General features: G+C 52.1%; 10 protein-coding genes. 8 read left to right on the forward strand and 2 right to left on the reverse strand.

The annotated features are described in order from the left end of the window. Positions 1-467: 467 nt before the first annotated feature. The 3 genes from IEV46_RS12040 to rlmD all read left to right on the forward strand — a co-directional run bounded on the left by IEV46_RS12040 (position 468) and on the right by rlmD (position 4,505). Positions 468-779 (forward strand): hypothetical protein, encoded by a 312-nt coding sequence (locus IEV46_RS12040; protein ID WP_188432805.1) that lies wholly within the window; start codon positions 468-470, stop codon positions 777-779. Between the two features lie 470 nt (positions 780-1,249). Next, positions 1,250-2,989 (forward strand): type IV secretory system conjugative DNA transfer family protein, encoded by a 1,740-nt coding sequence (locus IEV46_RS12045; protein WP_188432806.1) that lies wholly within the window; start codon positions 1,250-1,252, stop codon positions 2,987-2,989. A gap of 121 nt (positions 2,990-3,110) precedes the next feature. After that, the gene (gene rlmD, locus IEV46_RS12050; protein ID WP_188432807.1) at positions 3,111-4,505 is read left to right on the forward strand and encodes a 23S rRNA (uracil(1939)-C(5))-methyltransferase RlmD; all 1,395 of its coding nucleotides are present in this window, start codon (positions 3,111-3,113) and stop codon (positions 4,503-4,505) included. Positions 4,506-5,018: 513 nt separating this feature from the next. Here rlmD and IEV46_RS12055 read toward each other — a convergent pair. Beyond that, the gene (locus IEV46_RS12055; RefSeq protein ID WP_009710116.1) at positions 5,019-5,936 is read right to left on the reverse strand and encodes a DMT family transporter; all 918 of its coding nucleotides are present in this window, start codon (positions 5,934-5,936) and stop codon (positions 5,019-5,021) included. Positions 5,937-6,263: 327 nt separating this feature from the next. Here IEV46_RS12055 and IEV46_RS12060 point away from each other — a divergent pair, with 327 nt between their 5' ends. The 4 genes from IEV46_RS12060 to IEV46_RS12075 all read left to right on the forward strand — a co-directional run bounded on the left by IEV46_RS12060 (position 6,264) and on the right by IEV46_RS12075 (position 10,798). Continuing rightward, positions 6,264-8,114, forward strand: coding sequence for a hypothetical protein (locus IEV46_RS12060; protein WP_188432808.1), 1,851 nt, complete (start codon positions 6,264-6,266; stop codon positions 8,112-8,114). Positions 8,115-8,138: 24 nt separating this feature from the next. Then, positions 8,139-8,978: a hypothetical protein gene (locus tag IEV46_RS12065; protein ID WP_188432809.1), complete on the forward strand. Its 840-nt coding sequence runs from the start codon at positions 8,139-8,141 to the stop codon at positions 8,976-8,978. A 179-nt stretch (positions 8,979-9,157) separates the two neighbouring features. Continuing rightward, a complete protein-coding gene (locus tag IEV46_RS12070) occupies positions 9,158-9,934 on the forward strand; it encodes a hypothetical protein (protein WP_188432810.1) in 777 nt (258 codons plus the stop codon). A gap of 24 nt (positions 9,935-9,958) precedes the next feature. Continuing rightward, entirely contained in the window at positions 9,959-10,798 is an 840-nt protein-coding gene (locus tag IEV46_RS12075) for a hypothetical protein (RefSeq protein WP_188432811.1), read from the forward strand. Positions 10,799-11,038: 240 nt separating this feature from the next. Here IEV46_RS12075 and IEV46_RS12080 read toward each other — a convergent pair whose 3' ends face one another. Next, entirely contained in the window at positions 11,039-11,203 is a 165-nt protein-coding gene (locus IEV46_RS12080; protein WP_188432812.1) for a hypothetical protein, read from the reverse strand. Between the two features lie 510 nt (positions 11,204-11,713). Between IEV46_RS12080 and brxF the strand changes: the two genes are divergently transcribed. Beyond that, entirely contained in the window at positions 11,714-12,169 is a 456-nt protein-coding gene (gene brxF / locus IEV46_RS12085; protein ID WP_188432813.1) for a BREX-3 system P-loop-containing protein BrxF, read from the forward strand.

Raw genomic sequence — 12,169 nt, forward strand, 5'->3', positions numbered from 1 at the left:
AGGGAACGATGGAAGCGGCTTTTGCACGCTTTGCTCGTCCTGTTGTTCGTTGACCTGCCTAAAACAGCCGTCCTCAGCGAGTTGATCGAACTCCTGAGGACGGCCGTCACCAACCTGTGGCCCGGCAGATAACGCCAAATACTGTTCCGGGTTCACAGAGAAACCTGGGCGGATCGGCCGCCGCGGTGGTCGACCGATTGCCCCGAAGGTGGAGGAGTTGCACCTCCTCCACCCCCATTATATCGGGTGGAAATTGGAAAATCAATCGGGGAACACATTAAATACGTGGCCCCAAAAGGAAAAATTTAAACCACGTAGAATTATATTTTGTAGTCGAAGTGGCGTTAAGCTCTTTAAAAGATGATCTGGTATGCTGTGGAGAAAATATTGCATTTTGACGCATGGCATCCCGGATGATGGCTTGATAGCCGTGGACATCATATTTTATCTGTTTGGAGGTATCTTTATTGTCAGCTGCACGAATCATGAAGTGGGTATCCGGTGGCTTTGAGGCTTTGTTGGGGATTCCTGTGCTCGGGGGGATCTTGGTGATCGGAAGCGGTTACTACGCTCTTGTGGTGATGTTATTGCTTCATATTGCCACCTTGGTCGTCTCCGCCAGTGGTGGAGCCCCCAAACACGGAAGTATCTTGGGAATCGTCACCTCCTGTGTGGCTTGGATTCCCTTTGTGGGAATGATCATGCATATTATTACTGCTGTCATCCTGATGGTGGATGCCGCCAAGAAAGAGAAGACAGTTATTGACGTTACTTCGTGATAACCGGTAAGTTGTGAAATTAGAGATAGACTCACTTCTCTTTCACAACATCCAAACAAAATTTTGTTGCGCCCAAGCCTCCCCTTACCAGCGGGAGGTTTGTCGTTTTACTTGTATTACAAATAAAAGATTGAGACGAAAAAAAGCCGGAAATTTTCCCGGCTTTTTAGTATAAATACAAAAGAGCCTACCGCCTTAAAAAGCTGTGGAACGAAGACCAATTCGACACCAAAGCTTTTATCCAGAACCGGTGGCCAAATTTACTTTATAATCGTTTATACTGCGACACAAGAAGAACATCACTTCAAGATTGTTGTTTTTCAACAGGCAAAGCCTTACAATTCAAAGTAAGTGGTTCGATTTTTATTTTTTGATTTGATTCAATTGCTGAGATGTCAAACATTCCTCCAAATGGGCTGTTTGGTCGGAATTTGGGGGTTTTGTGGAGGTTTTATCGGGGGGGGATGGTTTTGGAGAGGGAACAGCCCATTGAGCAACGGACGGATGATGAGACCGAAGAGGCAGTCCGTTCCATTTTTAATGGGATCGGCCTGATCCTGTTCATTTTTTTTGGATTCATTCCTTTGATGATTGCCTTGATTTTAACGGTGCTCGGCACGTATTATCGATGGAAGGCTCGATGGTTGACCCTCAGTGGTTTATTGTTAAGCGCGGTGCTGGGGGTCTTCGGCTTTTTTGGGAATTACGTAAGGGAATTTATCCAATTGTTGAAAATAATGGTGGATGGATTTTCAACGGGAAATCCTTCAGGGGTCATCGTGGACGGGCTTCTCTCCAGTGTTCCTCGGATGCTTCCCGCCTCTTTCGGTGTCGGAATTTTGTTGGCCGGAATCGGAATATGGCTGGTGCAGAGGCGACCGGAGCTGTTGCGACTTCCGGTGAAAGAACCCGTGATGGTGGAGAAGACTGTGTCCGGGCGAAAGCTGGAACGGTTGCCGGCAGTGGAGAATGGAGTGGCGATTGGAGTGGGGGAAGAGGGAAAACCCGTGATTCTGAAGGATGAAGAATTGAATATGCACACGTTAATTTGTGGGGCGACGGGTGCCGGGAAGACAAATACTTTGCTCGTTATATTGGAAAGTGCCATCCGTCGTGGAAAACCGGTCATCGTGGTGGATGGGAAAGGGGATTCCAGATTTTTTTATTCCGTGCGGAAGATGGCAGAAGCCTCCGGCAGAGTCTTTCAAGGATTCACCTACAAAGGGAGTACCCATTACAATCCCTTACGTCATGGTGTACCCACCGAATTGAAGGACAAGCTGATGGGCTTTGAAGAATGGTCCGAGCCCTACTATAAGCGGGGAGCGGAACGGTATCTCCAGACAGTGTTCCGGGTGTTGCAGCTGGCTGGAGAACGGTCGGATTTGCACAAGGTGGCTGAGTTGTTGGAAACCCGCAACTTGATGAAGAAAGTGAAACGACTGGATGAAGTTCACAAAAGGGAAGCCGACCGGATTAAACAATATATCAACGGATTGGATGCCGGACACAGAAATGCCATCGAAGGCTTGAAAGACCGTCTGGCCCTGCTGACAGAGAGTGATGTCGGCCCCTTGTTTGAAGATCAAGGGGATGATGTAATCGACTTGCTGGAAGCAGTCCGGGAAAAGCGAGTGGTGATGCTTTCTCTTTCCGGACTCAGCTATTCTTCCTTTACTCCGGCATTGGGCGCCATGGTGGTGGAAGATTTGAAGACCGTCGCAGCCGCCCTTGGAGAGGAAGGGAGTGGTGAGAGAGAGTACATATATATAGTGCTGGATGAGTTTAATCTGTTTGCCGGAGTCCAAGTGGTGAATCTGATCAATAAGAGCCGGTCAGCTGGTTTTTGTTGCCTGATTGCAACGCAGGAATTGGCTGATTTGGCGGCCGCCGGCGGTGAAGAATTGGTGGCCCAAGTGGTGGGGAATACCAATGTGAAGATTATCCACCGGCAGGATGTTCCCCAATCTGCCGAATATATGTCCAGTGTGGTGGGGACTCGGTGGATCAACAAGAAAACTTTGCAAACGGAGGAGTCTCTCATCGGTAGACGGCCGACAAGATTGGGAACCGTGCAGCAAAGTGAAGAAGAAGTGATCCACCCGAACATACTGAAACAGCTTCGCCAGGGTCAGGCCGTAGTGGTAAAAAAAGTACCGGAGTTGGCGGTGGACAAGACTTTTATTCGCCCGGCAAAAGGAAACATATGATCATTGTACACAGGTAAGAAAACTTGCCGATTCCAGTCCCTGGGAGCGGTGAGTTGGTGAAGAGGGCGGGGAATCATTCCCCGGGAAATTTACTGAAATTCGTGAAGGAGTCGGAAAGGTTATGTTGAAACCAAAGCCCCCGGTCCAGCCGGGTGAACGGATCACACTTCCCATCACGGGCCAGAGCCATACCGGGGACGGGGTGGGAAAATACAAGGGATTCACCGTCTTTGTTCCCCTGGCGATCGCCGGGGAGCAGGTGGCCGCCCGGGTGAGCCGGGTGAAGAAGACCTACGCCCACGCCCGGTTGGAGGAGGTGATCCAGGTGAGCCCCCACCGGGTGGACCCCCTCTGTCCTGTTTTTGCTCAGTGTGGCGGTTGCCAACTGCAACATATCGCCTATCCCGCCCAGCTGGAATCCAAAAGGCGGCAGGTGGTGGACGCTTTTGCCCGGATCGGGGGGCTGGAGGAGGTAACGATCCTCCCGGTCCTTGGCATGGAGGAACCCTGGAGTTATCGAAACAAAGCCCAGGTTCCCGTCGGCGGAGGGAAAGGGAAGGTCGAGGCGGGCTTTTACGCCGCCGGCTCCCACCAGATCATCCCCTTTGACCGCTGCCTGATCCAACAGCCGGAAAATGACCGGACCATCCAACAGGTGAAAGAGTGGATCCGGGAACTGGACATTCGTCCCTATGACGAGAAAAAACATCGGGGATGCCTGCGTCATGTCATGGTTCGGACCGGCATTCACACCCAAGAGGTCATGGTGGTCCTGGTCACCAACGGGCCGGAACTCCCCCACCGGAAGCAACTGGTGGCCGGCTTGCGGGAGCGGGTTCCGGGATTGACCTCCCTGATCCAAAATATCCAACCTCACCGGACCAACGTCGTCCTGGGCAAAGAGAGCCGGGTCCTCTGGGGAGAGCCGGTGATCCATGACTGGATCGGCCACGTCCGCTTTGCCATCTCACCCCATTCTTTTTTCCAGGTGAACCCGGTGCAGACCGAGGTGCTGTACGAGCAGGTGCGCCGTTTGGCGGCTCTGACAGGTGAAGAGACTGTCATCGATGCCTACTGCGGCATTGGCACCATCGGCCTCTATCTCGCAAAAGATGTCGCCCGGGTGCTCGGTGTCGAGTCGGTCCCCCAGGCGGTGGAAGATGCCCGCCACAATGCGGAGCTGAACGGAATCGCCCACGCTTCATTTGAAGCAGGTCCCGCCGAGGAAGTGATGCCCCGCTGGGCACGGGAAGGCATCCGGCCCGATGTGATCATCGTTGACCCGCCCCGCAAAGGTTGCGCCCCCGAACTTTTGGACGCCGCTGTCCGGATGTCCCCGGACCGCCTCGTCTACGTCTCCTGCAACCCCGCCACCCTGGCGAGGGATGCCGCATACCTGAAAGAGCGGGGCTACACCAACCGCCAGGTCCAACCCGTCGACATGTTCCCCCACACCAGCCACGTTGAGTGTGTGACGGTGTTTCGGAGGGAGTGGGGGGAGAATCGAGAGGTGTGACGGGGAAACCCTCGCATGTGCTCCATCCGCCCTGCAGGATCTTTGGATCTGTACACGTGGAGGATGGTATGGTAAGATACGGGTAAGAATGAAGAAAGGCGGGTGCCGTTTACACCCGCCAGACGCGCAATCCGCTTCGGCTGATTGTGGGTTGCAAACCCAAGTTTTCTATAAAGTAATCCGCTTAGGTTGCTGGCCCGGGGCGGATTACTTTTTTCGTGAGGAACCAATCTGGTAGGCATAGTAACCCACCGTGACAACCAACATGACCAGCATTATGGTTGCTTCCTGGCTCATCCCGATCACCTCCTTCCCCGTACCTCGGTACAGTTCCGGAGGGTTTGTAACCCGCCTCAGCCTCGGAGGACTACGCATCCCCATCCTATCATACTTTTGCTTCTTGATGGTAGACTTGTACGCGAATTGTGAAGATTGCGGTTTCCATATGTAAAAGCAACCTGCCACCCCAATGTGCAGGTTGCTTTTCTCCTGTCGCAACAGGTAGGTCAGGGTTTATTCCGCCGTCATCGGCTCCGGCTCCTTCTCCTGAGAAATGAGGGCGATTCCGGTCAGGACGGCCAGGATGCCCAGCCCGTGGATCCAGGTGACGGGCTCGCCCAGCAACAAGGCGGAGAGGAGGACGGCGCTGACCGGCATCAGCCCGGTCATCAGTCCTGCCGAACTGGCCGGCAGCCGGGAAACTCCGGCATACATCAACAAAAAGCCGACAACGGTGACGATCAGGGCATTGTAGAGAATGAGGGCCCATCCTTCCCAGGGAACGGCAGCCCAGTCAAAGTGACGAAGCTCTTCCAACGTCCCCGGCAGAAACAACAGAACCCCATACAGACTGACCAGGGTGGAGACATAGAGGGGGGAGACATGGTTCGTCGATTTTTTCCCCAGAGTGATAAAAAATCCTTCACTGATCACCGCCGCCAGCACCAACAGATTGCCCCACAGGGACATCGTCCCCTGGCCATCCCCTCCGGCAGCCCCCGGAACCTGAATCACTCCCGTTCCCAGCACCACGAACAAAATCCCCACCCAGCGGATCCATCCCGGCCGCTCCCGCAGCAGCAGGAAGGAGAGAAGCCCCACCGCCGCCGGAGTGAAGCTGGTGATAATCCCACTCTCCACCCCGGTGGTCCAGCGAACCCCATACATCAGGCACAGATTGAACAGATAAGTGCCAAAGAAGGCTTGCCAGAACAAGAGGCTCAGGTGGGGTCGATTGCGGCGAAAATGAAACCCGCCCTCCCTCTGATACAACAGCAGGATCAAAACAGCGGCGGCCACGATAAACCGCAACTCCGACGCCAAATGAGGCGGGATCCGATCCACCGTCATCTTGCTGGCTGTCACCAGACTCCCCACAATCGCCATCGCCGAGCCCATCTGAATATAAGCGATCATACGATCTTTGGACATCCCAAAACCTCCCGTCCGATACGAGGTATGATTAGTACCAATATACACAATTGTCGGTGGGGGTGGGGAGTGACTCGTCGCTGTCGCAAAGCCTGGGATTTATCTGGGCTTGATTGATCTTGTAAGTAAAGCGATAGCTGACCCCGGGCATTTGAAGTCGATGGAAGACTTGCCCTCGCTCGGCTTGTTCATCCGCTTCAAATGAACGAGATCATCTGTGGCGAGATATTGGACATTTGATATGACGTATTTATCCCAAAGGTCTTATTACTAAATTGCAATCTAATAAAGTATACTCGAACCAACCTTTTCCAAGGAGGGTTGGTTTTGCGCTATCGCTTTATCTTTCTGACGTCCTTGATTTTTATCTTAACAGGTTGCTCGCTTCAGTTGGCAGATGACTGTTTGAAAGCCCCTTCAAAGCCTGTGATTGATACTCCTGTCGAAGTGGATACTCCTACAGACGTGGAAGCCCCAACGGATGTAGAAACTCCGACAGATGTAGACACACCCACCCGGATCGAAACTCCTACGGATGTGGATACACCCACACATCTGGAACCGCCCACCGGCCAGGGGGATTCGGTTTTGTTGGCGTCTTCCGCACCGGTTTTCTTTCACAACCGAGATTGTCTTGATTCCGCTCCTCCGGGGCTGAAATCGCCAAGGATAGATCCGCCTCCCCCTCCGAAGCTACCCAAGATAGATCCACCAAATCCGATTCAACCACCTAAGCCGATCGAACCACCTAAGCCCATCGAACCACCCAAGCCAATCGAACCGCCTAACCCGATCCCGCCCCCGAAGCCGATAGATCCGCCGAAGATTTCACAAGATCCGTCTGACATCTACTTGGCTTCCACGGCAAGCACAAGATACGCAACTTCTCAAAGTGGAAACCCTTGTCCGGACCACCCGATCGGCACTTCCTACTTCCAATTGGGTTCCATCTTACTTGCCTTCGTCGTCGCCTTGATCGCCTTCCTTTTAACCATTTGGCTTCCCACTCTGGGACTCTCCGTCCTTATCGGAATGGCCTTCGGGGGCATGGGTGGTTGGTTGGGTGGCGGATCCGCTTCGGAGATCGCCATGGATGCCGTGTACGGTGGCATCGCGGGGATGGTGGCCCTGGGCGTGTTTGGGGTGACCGTCCGGGTGTTGGGACGATTGGCGGTCACTTCTTCCTGGATGGGCCGCTGGTTCCCCCGGTTTGGATCCGGTGCTGCAGCCGGTGCAGGGGATACCGCCACCTTTGATGCTTTGAAGGAAGGCAAGGTGAACTGGAAAAAAGCCCTCTTCGCCGGGGCCTTGGCCGGTTTGATGGGGATCGGCGGCGGTTGGATCACCGACCACGGGCACAAACTGAAATCCCTCCTTCCCCAGGCCTTCGAAGTCCGGGTGGTGGAAGCGGACGGCCCTCTGGGGAAATTCGTTCAGTTTGTCCGGGGTGGAAGCAGTACCTCTGCGTCTTCATCCCAACTCTCCCAAGCAAGAATTCAACTATTAGATAGTATCAACTTCCGAAACCTCAAAGGAACGACGAATGAGGACCGGTTACGACGGGTCTTTGAGCAACACCAAATCGATTTGGAAGACCTGCCCTATATCCGAAACAAACTGACCCCCCAGCAAAGAGGAGTCCTGGGTGAAGTGTTGATGGAGAGGCGAATGGCTGCCCTCGGCTATGAACAGCTGCCCACCAAAGTGGGGGGAAACCGGAACAACGGTATCGATGGCTTGTTTATTATGCGAAACGACCGCGGTGAGATTGAACATATCGTGGTGGTGGAGTCCAAGTGGGACACCTCAAAGTATGGCTGGGCCAATTATTACAACCCGGCTGATCCCGCTTACAATCCTTCTACAGCCAAAGGCGGCCCGGCACGACGGGTTCGACAGATGTCCCGGGAGTGGATTGATCAGAAGGCAAGGGAAATGCGCGCCCAATCGGATCCTGCGACTCGGGAAGCAGGAAGACTTTTGGAAGCGGCTTTAAATGATAACTCGTACAGAGGAATGTATTCTCCAGATGGTCAGCAGATGAGTGACACCATGATTGACACCAGAGGTTTCAGAGACCGTCGACCGGATCGTGGCCATCATCAGTGGCGGGAGGAATGGACGACAGATCCACAGAATTCAGAGTTGGTCAACCCTCGTGCCCCACGGGCACCTTAATATGATCATAGGAGTGAAGAGGCGATGAACAAGGATGAAGCTAAGCAACTTATAATCACGATTGCTGAAGAAGAAAGACAGTTTGTGGAACTCAATATGGCTGGAATGAAAAAGGGCATGTATAAGTTTAAATCTCCTGATTCGATTTCTTATGCTGCACAAATCATCGCCGTGAAGAAGGTCGCGATTGATCGGGATGTGGTGGGTGCGAAGCAGATGTTTTATCTGTCGGCCAAGTCAGATGAAGCAATCCTGCTGGCGGAACCTTACAACACACCGGATCACCCACGCTACTCACGAGCCTTCATCTCCCGCTCCGGGATTGAGTACTTTCCCAACCTGATGAAGGCCTTGATCAGTCAGCATCGGGAGCTGATCGATTCCATGGCCCATCTCATCGGCTGGAAAGATGAACAGGAACCGGAAATCTTGAACGAAATCGGTCGGACGGGTTTTGTCGTCAAGTATTTGATCCTGGGTAACGATGATGGGGCACGGGAGCACCTTTCCGTGTTAAAAGGGATGAAGATTCCGTGGGAACTCCGTATTTTAAAAGAAACGATCGTTGTACTTGAAGCAATCTTGGAAAACCGACCGAAGCAAGTTGAGTCTGCCCTGATGAATTACTTGGAGCAGGAAGCGGAGAATAGAAAGTATGCTTCCGCTCCCGACCAAAAACTTTGTTCCATCTCTGCCATGGGTTTTGGCTGGTTGGCCCGATACCGGGGGATGGATGTCAGCGTGGACCACCCCTTGGCACCGAAGGAAGTCTTTACACACCACGAAATTGAGTATCCGAACACTGACTTTTTGCCGGTGGAACTCCGGGACAAGACGTGGCGGGATGTGGTGGGAAGATCGTAGGGCCTGGGTGATGAGACATCCCCGCCTGCTGTCTCTACAGTAGAGGTATACAATGCACTTGAAGTGATTGATTTAACTTCAGATGAAAGCACCAATGTGATAAATCCATAACAAAGAGGCTGTGAAAGGGCGGGAATCCTCACAGCCTCTTTTTCATTGGCTTCCCGAATGTCCGGGTGGTGGAAGCGGACGGCCCTCTGGGGAAATTCGTTCAGTTTGTCCGGGGTGGAAGCAGTACCTCTGCGTCTTCATCCCAACTCTCCCAAGCAAGAATTCAACTATTAGATAGTATCAACTTCCGGAACCTCAAAGGAACGACGAATGAAGACCGGTTACGACGGCTCTTTGAGCAACACCAAATCGATTTGGAAGACCTGCCCTATATCCGAAACAAACTGACCCCCCAGCAAAGAGGAGTCCTGGGTGAAGTGTTGATGGAGAGGCGAATGGCCGCCCTCGGCTATGAACTGCTGCCCACCAAAGTGGGGGGAAACCGGAACAACGGTATCGATGGCTTGTTTATCATGCGAAACGACCGCGGTGAGATTGAACACATCGTGGTGGTGGAGTCCAAGTGGGACACCTCAAAGTATGGCTGGGCCAATTATTACAACCCGGCTGATCCCGCTTACAATCCTTCTACAGCCAAAGGCGGCCCGGCACGACGAGTCCGACAGATGTCCCGGGAGTGGATTGATCAAAAGGCAAGGGAAATGCAAGCCGAATCGGATTTTGCGACTCAGGAAGCGGGTGATCTTTTAGAAGCGGCTCTAGACGACATTCCATATCAAGGTATGTATTCCCCCAACGGTCAGCAAATGAGCAAGACCATGATCGACACTAGAGGTTTCAGAGATCGTCGACCGGATCAAGGTCATCATCAGTGGCGGGAGGAATGGACGACAGATCCACAGAAGTCGGGATTGGTAAACTCTCGTGCCCCACGGGCACCTTAATATGATCACAGGAGTGATGAGGAATTGAACAAAGATGAAGCAAAGCAACGGTTGATCATTTTGGCGGAAAGAAAAAAACAGACTTTGAAACTCGCGACGGACGCTATGAAAAAGGGTACGTATAGGTTTAAATCTCCGGATTCGGTTTCTTATGCTGCACAAATCATCGCCGTGAAGAAGATCGCGATTGATCGGGATGTGGTGGGTGCGAAGCAGATGTTTTATTTATCGGCCAAATCGGATGAAGCGATCCTGTTGGCGGAGCCTTACAACACACCGGATCACCCGCGCTATACAGAGGCTTTCATCTCCCGCTCCGGGATCGAGTATTTTTCCAATCTGATGAAGGCTTTGATCAGTCAGCATCGGGAGCTGATCGACTCCATGGCCCATCTCATCGGCTGGAAAGATGAACAGGAACCGGAAATCTTGAACGAAATCGGTCGGACGGGTTTTGTCGTCAAGTATTTGATCCTGGGTAACGATGATGGGGCACGGGAGCACCTTTCTGTATTAAAAGGGATGAAGATTCCCTGGAGAGTGCGGATCTTAAAAGAAACGATTGTTGTACTTGAAGCAATCTTGGAAAACCGACCGAAGCAAGTTGAGTCTGCCCTGATGAATTACTTGGAGCGGGAAGCGGAGAATAGAAAGTATGCTTCCGCTCCCGACCAAAAACTTTGTTCCATCTCTGCCATGGGTTTTGGCTGGTTGGCCCGATACCGGGGGATGGATGTCAGCGTGGACCATCCCTTGGCACCCAAGGAAGTCTTTACACACCACGAAATTGAGTATCCGAACACCGACTTTTTGCCGGTGGAACTCCGGGACAAGACGTGGCGGGATGTGGTGGGAAGATCGTAGGGCCTGGGTAATGAGACATCCGCATCCGACCTCTATGGAGATGATGGGCGACGATCACTGGGATCACCAGTTTGACCAAAACCCAACCCTCGCGCAAAACCTGAAGATGAATTTTTTGAGCAACAGCTCAATTCGTGATACTTCCTCCATTTTACCAATCCGATTGTTTACGACTCCGGAATAGTGGGGTACAATGGAAACAGAATAACTAACGGACCCGGCTGCCACCGGGTCCGAGGGTTAGCGCTTGGAGCGCTTTGCTCGGTTCCGTCGGTAACGGCCTGGGGAACCGGGCTTCTTCGTGTTTTTCCGGGTTTTTTGGAGATGATGGGCGACGATCACTGGGATCACCAGTTTGACCAAGGCCCAACCCTCGCGCAAAACCTGAAGGAAGAACTCCCGCATAGGTTCACCTCCCTTCAAGTGGAATCATTCCACTTGCCTGCACCCCCTTTCCTCAGTCTCCGCTCTGGGCTCTCCTTGAGGGAAGGAGGAGTCTCCAGTTTGGCACCAAAGGCAGGTCAGGGCGGAGAAGATGAACCGTTACGGGTGGGAAGCCGGGTTTCCCATATTACGGGTCCTGATAAAAGTATAGCACAGATGTTTGCCCGCGGATATAATATTCTATATATTCCGCATTGTATCCGGTGGATTTCAAACAAACCTGTGCCATTTTTGGCACACCTTTTTTGATATGCTCAGATCAAGGCCATTATGGGTTTATATCATACTGGAAAAGATGGTGGGCTGTTCCGGAATGGAACCATCCTTGATACAATAGACCTTACAGGCATTTTTACGACCTAGATTACACGGGTAACTCAGATCAATGGCTAAATGGTAGACCTTACTCTCTTGATATCTGAAAGGCAGTTGTCTTTCATTTTTATACGATGGATGGGGTGAGGTGGGTAAATGAATTCGTTATTGGTTCAACTGGGTGAAAAAATGGATCAAGTCCGTTCCCAACGTCACCGACTCATCTTTCTAGTTCATACAGAGGAGAAGAAGCAATCATTGACGGAGTTGTTGAAACAACTGGATGCCGTACATATGAACCTCAGTTTGCTTTTGAGTGAACGTCTGAAAGAACATCCTCTCAACAAAAGGCCGTTAAAGGTAGGGCGTATGGTTAGCGAAATCGTCCATCAAACCGAAAGCGAGACCCTCTGTTTCGACCAGATCGAGTTGATTTTTCATCCGGATTTGCAACAGGACCCCTTACGTTTGTTTGAGAGCGTCAGCGGAAATAAGACCATCCTTGTCTGTTGGCCGGGGGAGTATGATGGAAATGCATTGAGCTATGCACAGCCGGGTCATCCGGAATATATGAAAATTCCTTTTCCCCAAGCCTTTGTTTTATGGGTATAG

The sequence above is a fragment of the Kroppenstedtia guangzhouensis genome (assembly GCF_014637345.1).
GTDB lineage: Bacteria > Bacillota > Bacilli > Thermoactinomycetales > DSM-45169 > Kroppenstedtia > Kroppenstedtia guangzhouensis.

Excerpts from the sequence above, each read along its gene's own strand:
- rlmD (WP_188432807.1), top strand. The coding sequence starts at position 3,111 with ATGTTGAAACCAAAGCCCCCGGTCCAGCCGGGTGAACGGATCACACTT.
- IEV46_RS12055 (WP_009710116.1), bottom strand. The coding sequence starts at position 5,936 with ATGTCCAAAGATCGTATGATCGCTTATATTCAGATGGGCTCGGCGATG.
- IEV46_RS12065 (WP_188432809.1), top strand. The coding sequence starts at position 8,139 with ATGAACAAGGATGAAGCTAAGCAACTTATAATCACGATTGCTGAAGAA.
- IEV46_RS12080 (WP_188432812.1), bottom strand. The coding sequence starts at position 11,203 with ATGCGGGAGTTCTTCCTTCAGGTTTTGCGCGAGGGTTGGGCCTTGGTC.
- brxF (WP_188432813.1), top strand. The coding sequence starts at position 11,714 with ATGAATTCGTTATTGGTTCAACTGGGTGAAAAAATGGATCAAGTCCGT.